General features: G+C 51.2%; 23 protein-coding genes and 2 tRNA genes. 9 read left to right on the top strand and 16 right to left on the bottom strand.

What is annotated here, in order from left to right; translation table 11 throughout:
* Nucleotides 1-32 precede the first annotated feature (32 nt).
* The 12 genes from Ga0123462_RS02755 to rfbA all read right to left on the bottom strand — a co-directional run bounded on the left by Ga0123462_RS02755 (nt 33) and on the right by rfbA (nt 9,809).
* Entirely contained in the window at nt 33-617 is a 585-nt protein-coding gene (locus tag Ga0123462_RS02755) for a class I SAM-dependent methyltransferase (RefSeq protein ID WP_100264889.1), read from the bottom strand.
* Nucleotides 618-643: 26 nt separating this feature from the next.
* Nucleotides 644-1,393: a sulfotransferase family 2 domain-containing protein gene (locus Ga0123462_RS02750; RefSeq protein ID WP_100264888.1), complete on the bottom strand. Its 750-nt coding sequence runs from the start codon at nt 1,391-1,393 to the stop codon at nt 644-646.
* Complete coding sequence (locus Ga0123462_RS02745; RefSeq protein WP_100264887.1) at nt 1,386-2,525, bottom strand: glycosyltransferase WbsX family protein; 1,140 nt, start codon at nt 2,523-2,525, stop codon at nt 1,386-1,388. The genes Ga0123462_RS02750 and Ga0123462_RS02745 overlap by 8 nt, the downstream gene beginning before the upstream one ends.
* Nucleotides 2,526-2,563: 38 nt before the next feature.
* Nucleotides 2,564-3,400 carry a class I SAM-dependent methyltransferase gene (locus Ga0123462_RS02740; protein WP_157821240.1) on the bottom strand — a complete coding sequence of 279 codons (837 nt, stop codon included), beginning with the start codon at nt 3,398-3,400 and terminating at the stop codon, nt 2,564-2,566.
* A gap of 58 nt (nt 3,401-3,458) precedes the next feature.
* On the bottom strand, nt 3,459-4,229 hold the full coding sequence (locus Ga0123462_RS02735) for a TylF/MycF family methyltransferase (RefSeq protein ID WP_100264885.1): 771 nt from the start codon (nt 4,227-4,229) through the stop codon (nt 3,459-3,461).
* Nucleotides 4,230-4,287: 58 nt separating this feature from the next.
* On the bottom strand, nt 4,288-5,013 hold the full coding sequence (locus Ga0123462_RS02730) for a sulfotransferase family 2 domain-containing protein (RefSeq protein ID WP_100264884.1): 726 nt from the start codon (nt 5,011-5,013) through the stop codon (nt 4,288-4,290).
* A gap of 36 nt (nt 5,014-5,049) precedes the next feature.
* Complete coding sequence (locus Ga0123462_RS02725) at nt 5,050-5,679, bottom strand: ABC transporter ATP-binding protein (RefSeq protein ID WP_418287832.1); 630 nt, start codon at nt 5,677-5,679, stop codon at nt 5,050-5,052.
* A gap of 71 nt (nt 5,680-5,750) precedes the next feature.
* Entirely contained in the window at nt 5,751-6,518 is a 768-nt protein-coding gene (locus Ga0123462_RS02720; RefSeq protein ID WP_100264883.1) for an ABC transporter permease, read from the bottom strand.
* Nucleotides 6,502-7,527 (bottom strand): dTDP-glucose 4,6-dehydratase, encoded by a 1,026-nt coding sequence (gene rfbB, locus Ga0123462_RS02715; protein ID WP_100264882.1) that lies wholly within the window; start codon nt 7,525-7,527, stop codon nt 6,502-6,504. The genes Ga0123462_RS02720 and rfbB overlap by 17 nt, the downstream gene beginning before the upstream one ends.
* Complete coding sequence (gene rfbD / locus Ga0123462_RS02710; protein ID WP_100264881.1) at nt 7,520-8,386, bottom strand: dTDP-4-dehydrorhamnose reductase; 867 nt, start codon at nt 8,384-8,386, stop codon at nt 7,520-7,522. The genes rfbB and rfbD overlap by 8 nt, the downstream gene beginning before the upstream one ends.
* Nucleotides 8,383-8,937 (bottom strand): dTDP-4-dehydrorhamnose 3,5-epimerase, encoded by a 555-nt coding sequence (rfbC, locus tag Ga0123462_RS02705; RefSeq protein WP_100264880.1) that lies wholly within the window; start codon nt 8,935-8,937, stop codon nt 8,383-8,385. The genes rfbD and rfbC overlap by 4 nt, the downstream gene beginning before the upstream one ends.
* Complete coding sequence (rfbA, locus tag Ga0123462_RS02700; RefSeq protein ID WP_100264879.1) at nt 8,937-9,809, bottom strand: glucose-1-phosphate thymidylyltransferase RfbA; 873 nt, start codon at nt 9,807-9,809, stop codon at nt 8,937-8,939. Before rfbA ends, rfbC begins: the two co-directional genes overlap by 1 nt.
* Before the next feature lie 257 nt (nt 9,810-10,066).
* Between rfbA and alr the strand changes: the two genes are divergently transcribed.
* From alr to Ga0123462_RS02655, 9 genes are all read left to right on the top strand, one after another.
* Entirely contained in the window at nt 10,067-11,137 is a 1,071-nt protein-coding gene (gene alr / locus Ga0123462_RS02695) for an alanine racemase (protein WP_100266453.1), read from the top strand.
* Complete coding sequence (locus Ga0123462_RS02690) at nt 11,134-11,907, top strand: MlaE family ABC transporter permease (RefSeq protein ID WP_100264878.1); 774 nt, start codon at nt 11,134-11,136, stop codon at nt 11,905-11,907. The genes alr and Ga0123462_RS02690 overlap by 4 nt, the downstream gene beginning before the upstream one ends.
* The gene (locus Ga0123462_RS02685; protein WP_100264877.1) at nt 11,892-12,704 is read left to right on the top strand and encodes an ABC transporter ATP-binding protein; all 813 of its coding nucleotides are present in this window, start codon (nt 11,892-11,894) and stop codon (nt 12,702-12,704) included. The genes Ga0123462_RS02690 and Ga0123462_RS02685 overlap by 16 nt, the downstream gene beginning before the upstream one ends.
* A complete protein-coding gene (locus Ga0123462_RS02680) occupies nt 12,701-13,708 on the top strand; it encodes an MlaD family protein (protein WP_100264876.1) in 1,008 nt (335 codons plus the stop codon). Before Ga0123462_RS02685 ends, Ga0123462_RS02680 begins: the two co-directional genes overlap by 4 nt.
* Nucleotides 13,689-14,495 carry a tetratricopeptide repeat protein gene (locus Ga0123462_RS02675; RefSeq protein WP_232726575.1) on the top strand — a complete coding sequence of 269 codons (807 nt, stop codon included), beginning with the start codon at nt 13,689-13,691 and terminating at the stop codon, nt 14,493-14,495. Before Ga0123462_RS02680 ends, Ga0123462_RS02675 begins: the two co-directional genes overlap by 20 nt.
* Nucleotides 14,496-14,702: 207 nt before the next feature.
* Nucleotides 14,703-15,857, top strand: a complete 1,155-nt coding sequence (locus tag Ga0123462_RS02670) for an ABC transporter permease (RefSeq protein ID WP_100264875.1) — start codon at nt 14,703-14,705, stop codon at nt 15,855-15,857.
* Nucleotides 15,854-16,627 (top strand): ABC transporter ATP-binding protein, encoded by a 774-nt coding sequence (locus Ga0123462_RS02665; RefSeq protein WP_100264874.1) that lies wholly within the window; start codon nt 15,854-15,856, stop codon nt 16,625-16,627. Before Ga0123462_RS02670 ends, Ga0123462_RS02665 begins: the two co-directional genes overlap by 4 nt.
* The gene (locus Ga0123462_RS02660; protein WP_100264873.1) at nt 16,611-17,486 is read left to right on the top strand and encodes an MlaD family protein; all 876 of its coding nucleotides are present in this window, start codon (nt 16,611-16,613) and stop codon (nt 17,484-17,486) included. The genes Ga0123462_RS02665 and Ga0123462_RS02660 overlap by 17 nt, the downstream gene beginning before the upstream one ends.
* On the top strand, nt 17,476-18,087 hold the full coding sequence (locus Ga0123462_RS02655) for an ABC-type transport auxiliary lipoprotein family protein (protein WP_100264872.1): 612 nt from the start codon (nt 17,476-17,478) through the stop codon (nt 18,085-18,087). The genes Ga0123462_RS02660 and Ga0123462_RS02655 overlap by 11 nt, the downstream gene beginning before the upstream one ends.
* A 267-nt stretch (nt 18,088-18,354) precedes the next feature.
* On the opposite strand, the gene Ga0123462_RS02650 is transcribed toward Ga0123462_RS02655, so the two are convergent.
* The 4 genes from Ga0123462_RS02650 to lon form a co-directional block, all read right to left on the bottom strand.
* A tRNA-Asp gene (locus Ga0123462_RS02650) sits at nt 18,355-18,431 on the bottom strand.
* Nucleotides 18,432-18,531: 100 nt separating this feature from the next.
* Nucleotides 18,532-18,607: transfer RNA gene (locus tag Ga0123462_RS02645), tRNA-Val, on the bottom strand.
* A gap of 59 nt (nt 18,608-18,666) precedes the next feature.
* Complete coding sequence (locus Ga0123462_RS02640) at nt 18,667-18,939, bottom strand: HU family DNA-binding protein (RefSeq protein WP_100264871.1); 273 nt, start codon at nt 18,937-18,939, stop codon at nt 18,667-18,669.
* Between the two features lie 85 nt (nt 18,940-19,024).
* The gene (gene lon, locus Ga0123462_RS02635; protein WP_100266451.1) at nt 19,025-21,418 is read right to left on the bottom strand and encodes an endopeptidase La; all 2,394 of its coding nucleotides are present in this window, start codon (nt 21,416-21,418) and stop codon (nt 19,025-19,027) included.
* Nucleotides 21,419-21,513: the final 95 nt, after the last annotated feature.

The following is a 21,513-nucleotide window of genomic DNA, read 5'->3' as shown; positions in this document are numbered from 1 at the left end:
CTTGACTGGCGGGGCATACATCAGCACGGGGCTCAAAGGGGTGGACTCTCAAACAGGGCGTAGACGCAGTATTGGGAGATTCGGCTTTCCAGCCAGGTGATGTTTACAGGCATATGGAAGAGTTCAAGTAACCGGCAGTTTACTCCTTGAAATAGTGCAACGAGATCGGGCTCGCTATAGAAACAGCAATGATCAGGATCAGACTCATAGCCTTTAGGCCCTGGCACGCCAATGAGAAGCCGTCCGCCTGGCCTGAGCACCCGCAACACTTCGTTGAGAACAGCATTGACTTCCGGCTCCGGGATATGCTCCAGCACATTATCCATAATCAGTGAATCGAAGGAGTGATCTGCAAACGGAATCACACCATTTTCAATGACCTCAGCCGCCAACCCTAGAGAACGGCAGTACTCGACATTATGAGGATTGATATCCACCCCCGTTGTGCCCTGACGAAAGACCAGAAAATCACCGATTCCACAACCAAAATCAAGAACCCTATCATTAAGGCAGGAGGCTAACCGCGGATAAAGCATGTAGTTTCGATATAGCTTTCCAATTATTGAACGGTTTTGAAGGTAATTAAAATATTCTTTTCTATCTGGTTCGTTTCTCATTTGATTAAATTAATACCCATTCAGTATTAACCGCGCCCATGCCTATCACAAACCACTTTGTACAGTTGCCAGTCCAATACAGTCAACTCTTTAAGTAACATTGCCTGCTCTTCAGATAATGGCTTTGAATCGCGACTACTGACATTGGAAACAACTTTCTCTTCTGGTAGAGGAAGATGTAGAGCATTTAAGATGATATCCCTATCTTTTTCAAATGTTTCTGTAATTCCCACGTGATTAAAGCATTCGATATGGGTAAGTGCTAAATCAAGCAGTTGATTAGGCTCAAAGTCCTCCACCTTTTTACCATCTCTGTTAGCCCATCCATGAGCCAACTGCCAAACCTGATTATTCCATATGCGCTGTTTAACCATAGGATCAGTCAAACCAGCTCTGAGAAACTCAGTCAGAGAAAGCTCTTTCGCAAGCTTATACATGGGGAAAAGATTCTCTTTCTGGCCTCTTAAAAAATAATACATAGAAAGAATACGACTTTCTGGGTTTCTTAGAAACGTGAAAGAATAGCGATCACCCATAAGTTGTTGAGCAAAATCATAACCAAAATGGCCAGAGACAAATTTTAAATTCCGAAACGCTTTAGGAGGCTTTCCCACATGATCTCCATGACTAATCATACCGAAGCGATAATAAGATTGTGCTATATGTATTATTGAAGTCCCAGCAGTTTTCTGAATATGAAGAAAAAGCCCCTTCGGAGCGCGCTTATTCAAAAACAGATTTGCTAAAGATTTCCCAGCCTCGATAAATTTATCCATTTACGAGAACTCTTTTTACCGCGTCTAAATAACCGAAACCGTTTTTTTCATCCGGCTCTAGGTAGGTGCCTTCCGCCCACTCATTCCATGCGTTTAGGAAAATGAACGGCTCCGGCAAATCGCGTTGATCCATCGTTTCCACCATTCTGCCCAGCCAGTGTTCAAAGCGTTCTGGGCTGGCACCGGTAAAAATAGTGGCCCGGTTTTTGTATCGGGCCGTATTGTCCCAATCCACGAAGACGCCCGGATAGGTTGCCAGAGTCGGATCATTCCTGATTTCAGTGATTGCGCTCCAAACCCTCTCATAATCATAGAAGGTTAACTCGTTCACAAACTTGGCGCGCAGTGCCCGCAACATGTCCTGAACCGACTCGGGAAGTGCCCGGACAAATCTGAACCAGGGAGAATGCTTGATCGAAGTCCTGTCGAAAGAGGGCGAGTAGATCGATTCGAACGGCTGAAATTGGAATAGTCCATCGAACCCTCTCAGGCACTCTCGATTGGGAAACTCATACTGTTTCTGGGCCATAAAATAGAGCCCTTTCAAGCCCGCCTGATGTGCCAGTTCACGCCAGTAATCGAGCATCTGGTCCACCTTGTCGATACGATGCGGACGATAGATCACGAACACCGGCTTGCCATCAACCTTGATGGATCGATCGTCCGACCAGGCCTTGATCAGATAATCAAAATGCAGTTTCCAGCGCGTCTTGACCGGCGGATGGGTTTGCTTGACGAGAATATGATGATCGCGGCCATCCCAACGCTTAGACCAGGTTTCATTGGCCCATGAGAGACAAAATGGAATCTCCATGTCCTTGTGCTGCAACATGAGATTGGTCGGGGTTTCCAGTAACTGTTTGCCGTCGAACCAGTAGTGGTAGTGGCAGAATCCGTAGACGCCATGCGACCGGGCCATCTCAATCTGCCAGTAGAGCGTCTCAATCTGCGACTGATCGTAGTAGTTCCTATTTAGTGGCACTCTGGGCTGATTGTGGCCATCAAAGATTGGAGTGGCAGCCTGCACATTCACCCAGTCGGTAAAGCCTTCGCCCCACCACTCGTTATTTTCGGGAATGGCATGCAACTGCGGAAAATACATCGCAATCAGCTTTGCCTTCAAATCACTCATAATATCAACCTTTTGTTCCTATCTATTCAAATCGCCTGTTACTTGCCCATCATGGAGCGAATCTTCTGCCGCGCTCCCTCGCTCAGAAAGCGCCGCGCCAGTCGCCGCGCCAAACCACCGGCATCGGTCACACCTGCACTTCTTTCGACAGGAATGGACATCAGATCAACAGCCGCATCGGCCCGTGTCGCGGCGACCGCCCGGACCACCACCTGATAGACCTCACCATGTTTATTGCCGGCCAGCGCCGCTCTTACATTGGCTGCCAGCCCGCTCCACTTGTTAGCGAACTCGCTATCCTCGGGACGAGTGATCACGAATTGCGCTTCAACGATCTTGAGGCCGGCATCCGTAAACAGCTGCTGCATGTTCTTCAGGCCGAAGAAACGGATATGGGTGCGATCCAGCAGACCCCAGTCACGATACTGGAAATCCTCATCCAGCAGACAGGCAATAATGGCGTTATGACCGACATGCGGCAGCGAGATCACCACTTCGCCATGATTGTCTGCGATACCGGCCATTCCCTTGAGCACGGCCAGCGGGTTGTAGACATGCTCCAGCACATCGGCCGCGACAATAACATCATAGGGAGCCTCGTCGGCGAGCAGTTCGGGCCATGCCGGATCGTTGAGGTCCGCCTTGTAAACGCTCTCGCAGAACTCTTTGAGCTTCACGATTGCCGTATCATCAATTTCCAGTCCCGTCACCCGGCAATTGCCTGCACCCTTGAGCATTTTGGTGATCGAGCCGGGACCCGCACCAACCTCCAGCACCCGCTTGTTATTGCCGACCAGTCGCACCACGCGTGCAGGTGCCGTCGGACCCGCCAAGTCAACATCATATTCGTAGTTGTGCCTATTTTCCTGACTCATGCACAGTCCCCTTAAACTTTTCCAGCACACTTGTGAGCACACAGGCCACGCACCATGCTTATTGCTCTTTTTTCCAGTAGACGCCGACACCATCAATCTCAACAAGCTGAGGATTGATATCCCTTTTTTTGAAGAAATCATGAATGGCGGCCTTACATCCCTTAACCACGTGATAATCATCGACAATCACATAGCCACCAACGGATAACTTGTCATAAAGGGCATCCAGAGGCTGTATCGTTGACTCATACAGGTCACCATCCAGTCTGATCAACGCCAACTTATCAATCGGGGCTCCGGGCAATGTATCTTTGAACCAACCCTTGATAAACTTAACTTGCTCATCAAGAAGCCCATATCTTCTGAAGTTTTCCTGAACCCGATCGATCGATACCGATAGCTCTTCGTATTCATGGAAAGTCTCACCTGCATCGGCCGGATAATCTTCCACGTTCGGTTTAGGCAATCCCTCGAAGGAATCAGCCAGCCAGACCGTGCGGTCTGTCACACCATAGGCTTTAAGCACAGCACGCATCATGATGCATGCTCCCCCTCGCCAAACCCCGGTTTCGATGAGGTCGCCTTTTACTTTATTACCAATAATGCTTTCAACCAGATCCCGCACGTTCCTCATGCGCTTTCGACCAATCATTGAGTGAGCAACGGTAGGCCAGTCCCATCCGTACTCTCTCAACTCGTCATCATATTCAACAATGCTGTTCAGCTTGGTGGGCGCATCATGATAAATACTTCCGGTCAAGCATTTGAGCATCAGGTCGAGATATTCATTTCGCATATCTGAGCTAGACTTATTACTTGGGTGATTCATTTCAACTCCTTTCCTCGATATGCCAGCCTATAAGTTCAACATAGTTCACCATTCTAAACTATTTCTTTCGCGACAATGCAACTTGGTATAGCTGGCTGTCTAACTCTGTCAGCTCTTCAATCAACTCACGCAAATTAACATCAATTTCATCGGCAAATGGCCTGTGAGATGTTCTGTTTGCGACCACGCTTTCGTCCGGCAAATTCAGCGCATTCAATATGACCAGTTTGTCTTCTTCAAATGTTTCGGTTAAACCAACAAATGAAAAGGCATCTATATGTTCGAGAGCCATAGTTAACAATTCATTCCCATCAAAGTCGGAAATAGTCCGGTTATCAAGATGGGCATAACCATGGGCCAATTGCCAAACCTGAGAGTTCCATATGTTTTTTTTGACCAAAGGGTCTTTAAACCCTGCTCGTAAGAAACCCTCTAAATCAAGTTCCCTTGCAACCCGATAGATTTCAAACTGAGACGAATTCTGCTCCCTGCAAAAATAATACATAGAAAGCACTCTTTCCATAGGATCCCTGAGAAAAGTAAAACTATACCTTGAAGGCATCAAATGCCTCGCATAATCATACCCGAAATGACCGGAAACAAAGCGCGTTCCCTCAAAATCTGAGGGGGGGTGCCCCCAACAATCGCCATGACTGGTCATACTGGAGCCATAATACTGACTAGCAATTTGCACAATGGATGTTCCTGCTGTTTTCTGGATGTGCAGAAAAAGGGCAGGGACTACACCCGGCTCAGATAAGCTTTTTTTTCTAAACGACCACATAGAGGTTAGATACCTGATATTAATACATACAAGGCTTTACCTGCCACTGCTTTCATATTGATAGAGTACTTCGTCAACCGGACCAATCATTCTGGTTTCCCCCTGATCAACCCACAAGATACGTTGACATAATCCTCTTAGGGTATCCATGTCATGAGATACAATCAGCACAGTCTGATCGGATGCAATCCGACTCTTAATCACTTCCGCAGATTTTTTACGGAATCCTGCATCACCAACGCCCAATGCTTCGTCAATGAGCAAAACATCTGGATCAGACTGAATGGCGATGGCAAAGCGCAATCTGGCACGCATTCCAGCAGAGTAATTGCAAACTGGCTGATCAATAAACCCCTCTAACTCCGTAAAGCCTATGATTTCAGTCAGCTTTTCCTCCATCACTGTCCGGCTTACACCTTGCATCATTCCATTCATGATCGCATTGTCCCTGCCGGATAAAGTCTGCTTAAAGCCGACCTGAAGACCAAGCAAAGCGACTGAATCAACCATCGTTTCAATATGCCCACGATCCGGCTTAATGACTCCGGCCAGAACTTTCAAAAGTGAGCTTTTACCCACACCATTACGACCAATCACCCCAAGCGTTTCCCCGTGAAAAATGTCAAAGGAAACATTTTTCAATGCCCAGTATTCCGAGGAGCGCATAAACCCGCGCTTCTGCTTATAGCAGACACCTATGTTACATACGCGCATTGCCAAACGGCCCTTCTGCATATTCACACCGACAACACCCTAGGAAATTTTCTATCCCATCTCCTCAGAAGAACCAGTGTTACTCCAATCAGAAGTATTGATGAGAGCAGCACATAACCGATCCCGACCCAGTCGGGACTCATATTATCAACTAAAATTGCACGGTATGATTCAACCATCACAGCCATCGGATTTAGATACAATATCTGCTGATATTCTTCAGGCGCCTTGCTGATATCGAAAAATATACCGGAAAGAAAAAACACTAGAGTCAAGCCATTCGTCAAGACCACCTTGAGGTCTCGCAAAAAAGGTATCAACACAGAAAAGACTCCCGCGACTCCAGTAATTAGAAGGAATTGAACCACTACAAGTGGAACCATTTGCCACCAAAGCACTGCGGGAACAAGTCCATAAATAACAAGGAAAAGTAGCAATATCGCAAACACGATCAAAAACTGATATAAATTAGACAACAATACTGTCGCAAGAAAAATATATTTAGGCACATAAACCTGCTGCATAATCGCAGCGCCACCGACAATAGACATTCCCCCCTTATGCACGGACGCGGCAAACCACTTCCATACAACCAGCCCCGGAAGTAGAAAAGGAATAGCATCTTCTCCCCCTCTGATACCTAGCACCGAGAAAATAAGATAGAAGGCACCAAGGTATAGAGCTGGTTCGACAATCCACACCAACATACCTAGTGAACCTGATGAAACCTCGGCACGCATAATCGCATATGCCCGATAAAAAATTATACTGAGATTATGTTTCAGATTCATGATCACCAAGATACCACTTCAAAGTTTTACGAATGCCCGTTTCAAACGTTTCTGAAGGACTCCAGCTCAGCTCCTGCCCCATCTTTGCAGCATCAATAGCATAACGCCAATCATGTCCGGGACGATCCTTAACAAAGGAAATCAGTTTTTCGTGAGGCGCATTGGAGGAATCGTGCTCATCCATCAATTGGCAGATCAAACGGCAAATATCAATGTTTTTCCACTCGTTGATACCACCAATGTTATAACACTCACCAAGCTGGCCTCCGCGAACAACTGTATCGATACCCGAACAGTGGTCACGCACATAGAGCCAGTCACGGATATTCGATCCGTCACCATAGACCGGAATCGATTTCCCTTCCCTGCAGGAGCGGATCACGGTGGGGATGAACTTCTCACCGTGCTGGTATGGACCGTAGTTATTCGAGCAGTTGGTTGTGGTGACCGGCAGACCATAGGTGTGAAACCAGGCGCGAACCAGGTGATCTGAACCCGCCTTGGAAGCTGAGTAGGGTGAATTCGGGGCATAAGGCGTGGTTTCTGAAAAAGCAGGATCATCCGCCCCCAGCGTACCGTAAACCTCGTCGGTGGAGATGTGGTGGAATCTACACTGATCCGCCCCCCATCCCTTCTCTTTCTGCCAATAGCCGCGTGCAGCATCAAGCAATGTAAACGTACCCAGTACATTGGTCTTTATGAAAATCTCGGGCCCGGCAATGGAGTTATCAACGTGGCTCTCGGCAGCAAAATGCACAATGGTATCAACCTCATGCTCGCGCAGTAGCTTTTCAATCAGCGCACGGTCACAGATGTCGCCCTGCACAAAGGTGTGACGTGATGCATCCGGTAGATCTTTCAGGTTATCCAGAGAACCGGCATAGGTCAGCGCATCGAGATTGACGATCTTCACATCCGGATCAGTCTCCAGCATATAACGCACGAAATTGCAGCCGATAAAGCCGGCACCTCCGGTCACCAGCATCACCTGCGGCCTGAACTCAGACATTCTTCAACTCCTTGATCACTTCAGCCAATGACTTTTGCCACGGGCGAATCGAGACGCCAAACACTGACTCGAGCCGTTCACAATTCAACTCAGAGTTGGAAGGCCTTTTTGCAGGCGTCGGGTAGTCACTTGTGGAGATTGCATTCACTTCTCGAACCTTTAGCTCCATACCCTGCCTGCGTGCTTCAGAAAATATTGCTTCAGCAAACCCAAACCAGCTGATCCGATCAGGCTGCGCCAGATGATAAGTACCCCACTTCCCCTCTGCAGCAGGAAGCGTCTCCAGAATCAGCCGTGCTATCTCGGCGGCCGATGTGGGTTTGCCAAACTGGTCTGCCACCACCCCCAGCCCTTCGCGCTCGGCGCCCAGGCGAAGCATCGTCTTTACAAAATTGTTACCGTGCGGTGAAAACACCCAGCTGGTGCGAAGAATTAAATGTTTCCGACAGAGGTTTCTTACCGCATCTTCGCCAGCCAGTTTACTCTGGCCATATACTCCCAAAGGAGAAACCGTATCACTCTCTATATATGCTCTCTGCGCTGAACCATCGAAAACATAATCCGTGGAAACGTGAATCAATGGAATATCTGATTGCCCACAGGCTCGTGCCAGATTCGTCGGACCGTCACGATTCACGGCAAATGCTGCTTCCACATCCGACTCGGCCCTGTCTACAGCCGTATATGCCGCCGCATTAATCACAGCATCGGGTTTAAAGTTATTGATGCAATTGATTACGGCATTGGCGTCCGTGATATCCAGCTGATCATAGTCCACTGCAAACAATTCATGAGATGAACCAAGGCGCACAAGTTCACTACCAAGCTGGCCTTTTGCGCCGGTAATCAGAAGTTTCATGGCAATCGATCTCTTTTGGCCGCAGAGAGACGAGGTAGTGCCTTGTCCTTTTCTGACAGCAGGGGGTTATTAATAGGCCATGTGATCGCCAGATCAGGGTCGTCCCATGCCACCCCGCTGTCCGATTGAGGATGATAGAGCGCAGTGCATTTATACTGAAAATCCGCAACATCTGAGAGGACGCAGAATCCGTGCGCATAGCCTGGTGGAATCCACAGTTGCCTGTGATTCTCCTCCGACAACTCAACCCCCACCCATTGACCAAAGGTTGGCGAATCCGGATTCACATCCGCAGCCACATCAAACACAGTCCCGGTACCGGCTGAAACCAGTTTCCCCTGCGGATTTTCGAGCTGGAAATGCAGACCGCGCAACACCCCTTTCCTTGAACGCGAGTGATTATCCTGAACAAACTCCAAGCCATCGCCCGGAATGCCGGCTTCGGCATAACGCTGCTTGTGAAAGGTTTCGAGAAAAAAGCCGCGCGCATCCCCGAACACCTTCGGCTCAATAATCAGCACGCCGGGAAGTGCCGTTTCGATAACATTCATCACTTACCCTCAGATAATCTGCGCAGAAGATACTTACCGTACTCATTTTTCGCCAAGCAGTTGGCAAGCATTCTCAATTCCAGATCGGAAATATACCCCATCTCCCACGCAATCTCCTCCGGGCACGCAATTTTCAATCCCTGTCGCTGCTCAATAATCTCTACATAGCGGGCTGCATCAAGCAGTGATTCGTGTGTGCCGGTATCCAGCCATGCTACACCTCGACCAAGGGTTTCAACCCTCAGTGTGCCTTTTTCCAGATAAGCGCGGTTAACGTCAGTGATTTCCAGTTCACCGCGGGCAGATGGTTTTAGGTTTGCAGCGATATCTACAACGTTGTTATCATAAAAGTAGAGGCCTGTAACAGCCCAGTGGCTCTTAGGACTTTCCGGCTTCTCCTCTATCGAAACCGCTTTATAACCATCTTTGAACTCGACCACGCCATAGCGTTCAGGGTCCCTCACCCGGTATGCAAACACAGTGGCCCCCGACGACTGGGCAGCTGCATCTCTCAGCTGTCTGACCATGCCCTGTCCATAAAAAATATTGTCGCCAAGAATCAAAGCAACAGAATCATCTCCGATAAAATCGCGTCCGATTGTAAATGCCTGCGCCAGGCCATCAGGAGTTGGCTGCACCGCATACGAGAACTTCAGCCCCCACTGCCCACCATCGCCAAGAAGGCGCTCGAAGTTGGGCAGATCATCTGGCGTGGAGATAATCAGGATCTCCCTGATACCAGCCAGCATCAGCGTGGAAAGGGGATAATAGATCATCGGCTTGTCGTACACCGGCATTAGCTGTTTGCTGACTGAAAGCGTCAGCGGATGAAGGCGGGTTCCGGATCCACCTGCCAAAATAATTCCCTTCACTCTCTCCCCCTTTCATAGATACCCGTAAGCAGGCGCGATGCGACATTTTCATAATCTGCCCTGAAAAACCCGTGATACATGACACGATTACACCCTTCAGCATTGCCCGGGCAGATGCAAACCCTACGGAGTATAGCAGAGTTTCTCCATCAGTTTACGACTTCGTCGTCGAAATAAATTGCAGATATTTTCTGACGCCAGAAGAGATGGAACAAGACGCCTTTGACCTGCAGGCAAATTCAGACAAGATTCATTGCATGTCTCGACCAGCTATTGCCCGCATCAACATTGGCCACCTACAACACAACTACAGGCTTCTAAGCAATCTGGCTGGCCATGCAAGCATCATGGCCATCGTCAAAGCCAACGCCTATGGCCACGGCCAGAATCTTGTTGCCCCCGCCCTTCTGGAGGCGGGGTGCCGCAGCTTTGGAGTCACCGATGCGACGGAAGGCGCGGAATTGCGCTCAATCCCCTCCTTCAATCAAGACCATGTCGAAATCACGCTGCTCTCCGGCATCTTCGATGAAGAGGATGCAAAATTATGCGTGCAACACCACCTGACCCCGGCGGCCACGGAGCCCTTCCAGCTAAGCCTGCTGGCAAAAAGCGGCCACAGAGGAAAGGTATGGTTGAAATTCGACTCCGGCATGAACCGGCTAGGGGCAGAAACACCATCCGAGCTTTACGCCATGGCTGGCGAAACCGGCATCGACATCAGGGGATTCATGTCGCATCTGGCATGTGCCGATGAACCGGATCACCCGCTCAACCGCATACAGGCCGAGCGCTTTATCACTATCTGCGACCAGCTTTCACCAAACACGCCAAAATCGCTGCTCAACAGTGCCGGCATCATCGCCATGCCCCAATATGCCTTTGACGTGGTTCGTCCCGGCATCGCCCTCTACGGGGCCGAACCGGTTCCGGATAGGCCCGTCGGCCTGAAGCCGGTCATGAGCCTGAACGGCGAGGTGATGCAGGTTCGCCAAATCCATACTGGCGCTTCGGTCTCCTACGGCGCCACGTTTACAGCAGACAAAACGATGGATATTGCGGTTGTCAGCATGGGGTATGCAGACGGCATTCCCCGCTCGCTCTCCAATATTGGAGACGTCCATATCCGGGGGCAAAAATATCAAATGATTGGACGCATCTGCATGGATTATACTATGGTTGATGTTACCGGCAGCGGAGTTCGGGCGGGGGATAGCGTGGAGTTCTGGGGAGAACATATTTCAGCCAACCAGGTGGCGGCAGAGATCGATACGATCAGCTACACACTCTTTACCGGCGTGGGTGAGCGGGTCAGGAGAATAGCGGTGTGATCAATGCGCTGACAGCCACCGGAATGCTTGTGGAGCGCCTCTGCGTGAGGCTTGGGCTCTACGCGCACACCTTCGGTCGTGCCGTCAGCAGGATGGGGTCAAGACCCTGGCATCTGCGCATGCTGCTCCAGCAGGCCGAGCAGGTCGGGGTGCAGTCGCTGCCTGTTGTGCTGCTGACAGCACTGTTCACCGGCATGGTTCTCGCACTTCAATCCTATATCGTATTTCACCGCTTTGCCGCAGAGAGCCTGACCGGGCTGGTGGTATCGATGTCGGTGGTGCGCGAACTCGGACCCGTACTGGTCGGACTGATGGTGGCAGGACGCATCGGCGCTTCCTTTGCTGCAGAGCTCGGCACCATGCGCGTCACCGAGCAGATCGATGCACTCTGGACCCTCTCCACCGATCCTATCCGCTATCTGGTCGTTCCTCGCATTCTTGCCGTCACCCTGATGATGCCGCTGCTGGCCGTGATCGCCGACTACGTCGGTATCTATGGCGGCTATGCCATCAGCGTTTTCCTTCTCGATCAGAACCCGGCAGTCTATATTGAGAACACAACCCTCTACATGGAGCTCAACGACTTCTACTCAGGGCTGGTCAAGGCGGGCTTCTTCGGCCTCCTGATCGGCATTGTCGGCTGCACCGAGGGCTTTAACTGCCAGGGTGGGGCCGAAGGGGTCGGCAGTGCCACCACCCGCGCGGTGGTCGTCTCCTGCATGAGCATCCTGATCGCCGACTACTTCCTCACCGCATGGATGTTCCAGTGAACGAAGTCCCGACTCCACGCATCAGCATCAGGGGGCTCAGCAAGCGCTTTGGTGACAAGGTCATTCTCGACGATGTCACTCTGGACATTATGCCCGGACGCTCCACCTGCGTCATCGGCATGTCCGGCACCGGCAAGAGCGTACTGATCAAGTGTATTCTCGGCATCCTCAAGCCCGATGCAGGCGAGATTCTCGTCGATGGGGAGAACTGGCTGACCCTGTCGGAGGATGAGCATCTCCGGCGCATGCAGCGCATCGGCATGCTCTTTCAGGGCGCAGCCCTGTTTGATTCGCTCTCTGTATGGGAGAATGTGGCATTCACCCTGCTTCGCCACGGCATGGACAAACACAAAGCGAGGGAGCGCGCCAGCGAGATGCTGCACTGGGTCGGCCTCTACGACATAGAGGATAAGATGCCATCCGAGATTTCCGGCGGCATGGCCAAGCGCGTCGGCCTTGCCCGTTCGATCTGCCACAAACCGGACATTGTCTTTCTCGACGAACCGACCACGGGGCTCGATCCGATCATGTCCGATGTGATTAATCGCCTGATTGCCCGCCTGCATCAGGAGTCCGGTACGACCATTCTGAGTATCACGCATGACATGAAAAGTGCGGCCATTATCAGCGATCAGATTGCACTGCTCTGCCATGGCAAGGTTCATGTGCAGATCCCATCAGGGCAGCTGCACACAAATCAGAACCCGATGTTGCGTCAGCTGGTCGAGGGTCATGCCGAGGGACCAGTCAACTGCAGTATCTGGGGCAAACAGATGGAGGAGGCCGTTAAATCATGAATCCACATGCACGTCTGGGGGCATTTGTCCTGATCGCACTGTTACTACTCGCCTTCGCCACCGGCAAGGTCGGCGATATCACCTGGAGCAAGCAGGAGACAAACATCGTCAGGGCAGAATTCGATGACATTCTCGGCCTTGACCTGCAGTCACCGGTACGCATGTCCGGCGTCAAGGTCGGCGTTGTCCAGGAGATCAGCTTAAGCGACGGCAAGGCACTGGTCACCATCGCACTTAATCCGGATGTGAAGCTGCCTGCCTCAACCCGTGCCAGCATTATCGGTCGCGGGCTGGTCGGTGAAAAAAACCTGGCCCTCACGGCAAACCCTGGTGATACGGAACCACTTCCAGATGGAGCCATTATCCCCTCCGATCCAGGTGGAGACATCAACAGCTTCATTGCCAAGGCATCGAGTATCACCGATGATATCCAGTCCCTGACCAGGGCCCTCTCCTCCGGCATGGGTGATGGAGAGGGTAAGCAGAACCTGCAACAGATGATCAAAAACAGTGGCCAGGCCGCTGAAGATCTCGCAGCCATGATCAGGGAGAACCGGCAACAACTCCGCAGCACAACTGAATCAATGCACAGAACCATGCGCACCCTTGAGGTTGAACTTCCAGCCGTACTGAAAGAGCTGCGCCAGGCCAGCCGCAATATCAATCAGCTGGTCAGCACCCATCGCAACGATCTCGATACCTTTGTTTCTGAACTCCCCAAAGCAGCCAAAGCCGGGCGAACGTTTTTTGAAAAAGGGGCAGAGACCACCGAATTGCTGAACAACTCCCTGATCGACAACCGGGAAAACCTTTATCGCACACTGTTCGAACTTCGCAAAGCATCTGAAAACCTGGAGGCCTTCTCCAGCGATATTCGACGCAATCCATGGAAGCTGATGAAGGAGAAGCCGGAGATCAAAGCGGATCGACGGGCACGTCAGGAGAAGATGGAAGAGATGCTGATGACCACAGGCAGGATGGGCATTGCGCCGACACACAAATAATACTGCTTCAATTCATTTTTTTGCAGCAGCATGTTCTGCTGCCATCCTGCTGTCGCCTGTTCTGACCCATGCTGAGACTCCGTTTGAAGCTTCAAGGCAGTTTATCGAAACAGGGCAGATCACCGAAGCTCGCCGCGCGCTGGAGTCCGAACTTCGCATGCGTCCGGATAATATTGAAGCACGTTACAATCTGGCCGTACTTCTGGAAGAGGGCGGCCATCAGAGCGATGCCATGCAGCTGTACGAAAAGAACCTCTCCATCACATGGCACCTGCCAAGCCTGGTGAATCTGGCATCAGCACTTGAACGCAAAGGGGATACATCGCGGGTAATCCAGTGGCTTGAGAAGGGGACTCGGCATATGAAACACGAGGCCACCCCGTGGTACCTGCTGGCCTCAATCTCCGAAAAGCGAGGCGACACGGTCAGCGCCACCATACAGTACAACCAGGCAATAAAGGCCGATCCACTCAACGGATTTGCCTACCTTAACCATGCCTCCTTCCAGTCTCGCCAGCAGCTTGGTGACATGGGCCTTAAGCATGGAGCCAAAGCCATCCGGCTTCTTCCACAATGCGCTCCATGCTGGAAAAGCTACGCCTCTATTCTCAAGCATGCCGGAAAAGGTGAAGCATCCATTGAGGCCTACCAGCACAGTCTCGCCCTTAATCCGGATATCAATACACGCAGAGAACTTGTCGGATTACTGAGAAAACTTGGATACCTCGACAGGGCCGAACAAATGCAACGCGGAATCAATAGCCGGGACAGAAGCCGCGCAAAGTAGAAGGCTGCCGCAAGCGGCGCGACTTGCAGATCAATATGCAGTGGACTCTTCTTTGGTTATGTAAACAACAGAAATCCCAGATATGATAGAGGGCTCTTTCGTCAAGATGCAGTCACTCAGAACTGCAGTTTTCTCTTTGATATGCTAAGCTAATAATAGATTTGTTGAGACTCTGTATATTTATCGTTTATAAACGGACAGGAGCTAATGCAGTCAACTCAATCGCAGAAAGCCCGGATAGAGCGGCATAAAAGTAAGAGTGGCGCCATATTGCTCAAAAGCTTCGGCAATTGGACGATTGATGCCCTCAGGGATGTCTCCGACAAACTGGACAGCTATTCCGGAGAATATCGAAACACCTCGATTCAATGGGATCTGTCCAATATCGGAGAGATCGATTCTGCGGGCATGCTGCTTTTTATCCACCATTACGATCTACTGAAGTCGAACAACTGCCCGATTGAACTCACCGGCATCAAGAGTGAGCATGATAAGCTCTACGCCTTGCTGCGCAAATTTACAGCCGGAAAATCAGTCCTCCCCGAAGCGGCTTTATCATCACGACTCCTGAAACCCTTTAACACTGTCGGCAGAAAGTGTATCGCATTTGTGCTGGATACCATGGAGTTCTTCACCTTTATTGGCGAGCATTTCACAAGCCTGTTCAACTCACTTCTGCATCCGCGCTCCATCCGCATTGGCGCCATCGTGAAGAACATTGAGGATGCAGGCGTACATGCCATGCCCATCGTCGCCCTGACAAGCTTTCTGATCGGCGTGGTGATTGCCTATCAGGGGGCCGTGCAGCTTGAAAAGTTCGGCGCCAACATATTTATCGTGGACATGATCGGTATCTCCGTCACCCGGGAACTTGCCCCGCTCATCACGGCCATCGTCGTGGCTGGCCGGACAGGCTCCTTTTATACCGCCCAGCTTGGCGTCATGAAAATCACCGAAGAGATTGATGCCATGCGTACCATGGGATTTGATCCGCACTGCTTTCTGGTGTTACCGCGCATCTTGGCGCTGATGATTATTCTGCCTCTGATGATCTTTTTTGCTGATCTGGTTGGTATCGCCGGCGGCATGTTTATTTCACACGTTCATCTGAACCTCTCCTATGCAGAATTTCTTAACCGCCTGCAAAACGTCCTTGAGATCAAGCACCTGTGGATCGGCATTGCCAAAGGCCCGTTCTTTGCATGGCTTATTGCAGCAGTCGGGTGCTTTCGCGGATTCCAGGTCTCCAAAAACACGGAAAGCATCGGTCGCTACACCACCATCAGCGTCGTCAACGCCATCTTTCTGGTCATTGCATGCGATGCACTTTTCTCGGTGCTGCTCACGGAGCTGGGACTATGAACCGGACCGCTATCTCGGTATCGAATGTTGTCACCCGGTTTGGCAAAAATCTGGTTCATGATGGTATAAGCCTGAATGTGCGTCATGGTGAGATTTACGGCCTGCTCGGCAGTAGCGGCTGCGGCAAGTCAACATTGCTGAAAGAGATGATCATGCTGCTGAAACCCGACGCTGGAGAGATCAGGATACTTGAGCACAACCTTTCGACGATCAGTCATGACAATGCCGCCACACTGCGACGAAACTGGGGTGTACTCTTTCAGGGCGGTGCGCTCTACTCATCTCTCACTGTCGGAGACAATATCAGCATCAAACTCAGAGAACATACCGATCTCCCCTTAAAGCTGATTCGGGATATCATACGCATCAAACTTAAAATGGTAGGCCTTTCTGAAACAGTAGCCGACCTGTATCCGGGCGAGCTCAGTGGCGGCATGGTCAAACGAGCCTCGCTGGCACGGGCCTTAGCCATGGACCCTAAGCTGCTGTTTCTTGATGAGCCCACCTCGGGGCTGGATCCGATCGGCGCCGAGGCCTTTGATAATCTGATTCTTGAACTTCGGGATATCCTTGATTTAACGATTGTGATGGTCACTCACGATCTTGATTCCATCTGGACGGTCGTTGACCGCTTTGCCGTGCTGGGCGAAAGCAAAATCCTTGCAGACGGAACCCTCAACGAAGTGATAGAAAACCCCAACCCCATCGTCAGACAGTTCTTCTGGGGTGCGCGAGGAAGCATACGGAGCCGGAATGGAAAGCAAAATTAATTATACGCTTGTAGGAGCCTTTGTTTCTCTGCTATTGGCTGGGCTGCTCACCTTCGCGTTTTGGCTGGGAAAATATGGCGGCGAAGAGGAGTATGACCACTACTATGTCTACTTTTCAGAATCTGTCGCCGGATTGAGTAACGATACCTCCGTCAAATACAACGGCGTTGATGTTGGTTCCGTCGAACATATGGGCATCAACATGGAAAACCCCGAAGAGGCGGAGCTCCTCCTGAGAATCAAACACGGTACTCCCGTCAAGGTGGACACCAAGGCAAAGCTGAAGTCTTTCGGCATCACAGGCCTGGTATTTATAGAACTGACAGAAAGCAGCAAAGAGGCGCCACTACTGCTGAAAACGGGTGATAATATTCCCGTCATCCAGACAAGCCCATCAACCTTTGCCCAGATAGATAAATCGCTCGATCTGCTTGCCGAAAAATTCGACCGTCTGCTCAGCGAGGAAAACCTGAACAATATCACAGCCCTGCTCTCTGAAACGACCCTGTTTGCCAAAGAGATCAGGGGGCAACTGCAAGGATTCAGGCAGGTTATCGATAACGGCATTGTAATGGAAAAGCGTATGACCGAGGCCTTCGGAAAGGTGGAGGCCGCCTCTGTCAGTGTGAAGAAACTGGCTGATAGCCTTGATAAGAACTATGCTGGTTCCGGTAGCAACATGCAGCAGGATGTAAGGAGGAGTCTTGAATATCTGAATCAGCTGCTTTACGAACTGGATATTCTGGCAGGTGATATGCAACGAACTATCCGGGCTACCGAAGCCAGTCCGAGTGACCTACTGTTCAAGCAGAGCCAACCGAGACCGGGTCCTGGTGAGGAGGGATACCATGAGAAATAGCATTTCTGTCACCTTGATCCTGCTCTCGCTCTGCCTGCTCAGTGGCTGCGCAACCAGAAACGTTCCTCCTGCCGATATCTACACGATATCGCCTGAACGGGCTGAGAACAGCCAGCATCCGGAACCGGGGCAACTTATCATTAAACTGGCCCCAATGCGTACAACACGCGCCTTCTCCGGTACCGAGATTCTATACAGCGATGCTGAACATGCCCTGAACAGCTATGCATACAGCCGCTGGAGCGATGCGCCGGTAAGGTTGTTGCAAGTCCTCTTCCAACTGGCATTGGAAGAAAGCGGCAGGTTTGCGGCTGTTATTCCGGCCACCTCCGCTTCAGAAGCCCACCTGTTACTTGAGAGCACACTGTACGATTTCAGCCACCATATCCATGCTGACGGAACATCCAGTGGCGTGATCCGGGCTCGATTTTATCTGATCGACTATGCGAACAAAACGGTCATCGCCACCAAAGAGTTTATATCCACTGTGCCCGCCGCCTCAAAGAATGCACAGAGTGCCACAGCTGCCCTGAATAGAGCTGCGACCAATGTTGCACGCGATTATGTGGCCTGGCTTACTGAGCATGACAGGATCAGGTAGTAAACACTCGATGGCGCGCACCACTTCTCAGATACCCTTCGGGCACCCCTGAGGTTTCCATCTGGGCTTCTTATATAGCGGAGCGGGCGGAACCATTCCGGAGCCCCTGCCCTTCACCCTTCGGGGCGTTAATTTTTTCAACGTTTAAACTACCAGGACAGCCAATTCATCGGCCCCTATCGGGCTCTCGTCGTCGTCCGCAGTTCCGATGCCTCAAATCACACACAACAAAAAAGCCCCCGATGTTTCCATCAGGGGCTTCATATGTGGCGGAGCGGACGGGACTCGAACCCGCGACCTCCGGCGTGACAGGCCGGCATTCTAACCAACTGAACTACCGCTCCAGCGGTGCGGGGCGCAAGTTAATAATCTTCACCCCTAAAATCAACTAAAATTAAGCTGACTGAAAAAGGCTCTGCATATAAAACACAGAGCCTTTGATAATGGTGGGCGCTGCAGGGTTCGAACCTGCGACCTACGGCTTGTAAGGCCGTTGCTCTCCCAGCTGAGCTAAGCGCCCGAAAAAAACAAGGGCGTATAGCCCTTGTTCAGAGAACCGTGTTACCAGTTCTCAGGTCGTTATTTTACTGCGTCTTTAAGAGCCTTACCAGCTTTGAATTTAGGCGCCTTAGATGCGGCCACCTGAATGGTGTCGCCAGTACGTGGATTGCGTGCGGTACGTGCTGCACGTTCTGCCACTGAGAATGTTCCAAAACCTACGAGGCTTACGGAGTTACCGCCAGCAAGAGCGCCGCTGATACCGCCCAGCACAGCTTCAACTGCTGCGCCTGCTGCTGCCTTGCTGAGGTCCGCCGATGCGGCCACGTGGTTTACCAAATCTGCTTTATTCATTATTCCTCCCGCTGCGTTCAATGGGCCGCAACTATAAGCAATAGACCCCATATCCTGTCAACCGATTTTTTTGATTTTCTTTACTTCAATGCGCCACCGTTGAGCTGTCATCCAGATAGATATCGCCAACGCCCCCCGGCACAAAATTCCCGGACATACTCATACCTGCTGGCAACCGAGTCAAGGCGTGTTCTAGCACTTTATCCATATTTGATACAGTATGAATGGACAATCCCTGTAAAATATCCTCATGGATGTCTTTCAGGTCCTTGGCATTCTCTTCAGGAATAATCGCATCGGTCAAACCACCACGGTGGGCCGCCAGCAGCTTCTCTTTCAATCCGCCGATCGGAAGTGCTTTTCCACGCAGTGTAATCTCACCTGTCATGCAGACATCGCGCCTGACAGGTATGCCTGTAAGCGCCGACACAATGGATGTTGCCATGGCCAGACCTGCTGAGGGTCCATCCTTCGGAATCGCCCCCTCCGGAACATGCACATGGATATCCACCTTCTGATGGAAGTCCGGCTTCAGACCCAGCTCTGCTGCACGCGATCGCACATAGGTCAGTGCCGCCTGAATAGACTCCTGCATCACATCACCAAGCTGCCCTGTCACCGTGAGCTTACCTTTTCCTGGCATCAGTGCGGTTTCGATCTGCAGCAGTTCCCCGCCAACCTCGGTCCATGCCAGACCGGTCACAACGCCGATCTGGTCCTGTTCTTCAGCCAACCCGAAACGATGCTTGCGAACGCCAAGGAACTGCTCAATATCGGCCGCACAGACATGAATCTGCTCATTGCCCCCTGACTGCACCAGCTTGCGCGCCACCTTACGGCAGAGCTTGGCAAGTTCACGGGAGAGACTGCGCACACCGGCTTCACGGGTGTAGTAACGAATAATCTCAACCAGAGCATCGTCCGCAATGACCAACTGGTTCGCTTTCAACCCGTGGTTATTGCGCTGCTTCTCAAGCAGATAACGGCGACCGATTTCAAGCTTCTCATGCTCGGTATAACCGGAGATCGGGATAATCTCCATACGGTCCAGAAGCGGACCTGGAATGTTATAACTGTTGGCCGTGGTAATAAACATCACATCAGAGAGATCGTAGTCGACCTCAAGGTAGTGATCATTAAACGTATTATTCTGCTCGGGATCAAGCACCTCAAGCAGTGCAGATGATGGATCACCGCGGAAATCTGCCCCCAGCTTGTCTATCTCATCCAGAAGAAACAGCGGGTTCTTCGTGCCGGCCTTCTTCATCGACTGGATTACCTTGCCCGGCATCGATCCGATATAGGTGCGGCGATGACCCCGGATCTCAGCCTCATCACGCACACCGCCCAGACTCATACGAATATATTCGCGCCTGGTTGCACGAGCGATCGACTTGGCCAGAGAGGTTTTTCCCACTCCAGGAGGGCCCACGAAGCAGAGGATCGGCCCCTTCATCTTGCGCACCAGATGCAGAACTGCAAGATGCTCGAGAATACGCTCTTTCACCTTCTCCAGGCCATAGTGGTCAGCCTCAAGAACCTTCTCGGCAGCACTGATATCCTTGCTTACCCTGGAGCGTTTTTTCCACGGGATCTCAATCAGCCAGTCGAGATAGTTTCGAACTACTGTTGCCTCTGCACTCATTGCAGGCATCATCTTCAGGCGCTTGAGTTCCGACTCGGCCTTCTCTTTTGCCTCTTTGGAAAGCCCCAGCTTCTGAATTTTCTCTTCAAGCTTGAGCAGGTCGCCTTCAGCATCCTCATCGCCCAGCTCTTTCTGAATCGCCTTCATCTGTTCGGAGAGGTAGTACTCGCGCTGACTCTTCTCCATCTGGCGTTTCACGCGGCTGCGGATGCGCTTATCCACCTGCAGCAGCTCCATCTCATCTTCCATATGGGCGTAGAGCCGCTCCAGGCGAGCAGTGACGCTTTGCAGTTCAAGCAGCTCCTGCTTATCCTCAATTTTCAGATTCAGGTGGGCGGCAATTGTATCAGCCAGCTTATCCGCCTCCTCTACCGCGGAGACGGAAACCATCACCTCCGGAGGCAGCTTCTTGTTCAGCTTCACATAGGATTCGAATTTATTGACCAGCGAACGGGCAACAGCATCAAGCTCCTGCTCATCCTCAATCACAGCCTGCATTGGAGAGAAGCGAGCACGCAGAAACGGCCCTTCGACCAGCAGCTCATCAATCTGAATACGCTCCCCGCCCTCGACCAGAACCTTGATCGTGCCATCCGGCAACTTGAGCAGCTGCAGAATATTGCCAATGGTAGCAATCTGATAGAGATCATCCGCTCCGGGATCATCGTGGCCGGCATCTTTCTGAGCAAGCAGAATCACCCGCTTGCCGGAGCCCATCACCTCTTCCAGCGCCTTGACCGATTTATCGCGCCCGACAAAAAGCGGCACGATCATATGAGGAAATACAACAATATCCCTGAGCGGCAGAACCGGAAGCAAATCTTCTGACCCCATCGACTCTTCACCACTTTTCTCTTTAGATAACTCAGCCACCAATTACTCCTTAAACCAGAAACGGTAAGCCTGCGGTAAGCCGCATGAAATGAAAA

The organism is Mariprofundus ferrinatatus (assembly GCF_002795825.1).
Lineage (GTDB): Bacteria > Pseudomonadota > Zetaproteobacteria > Mariprofundales > Mariprofundaceae > Mariprofundus > Mariprofundus ferrinatatus.
The sequence above is the reverse complement of the archived record's forward strand: the minus strand, read 5'-3'. Positions and strand labels throughout refer to the sequence as shown.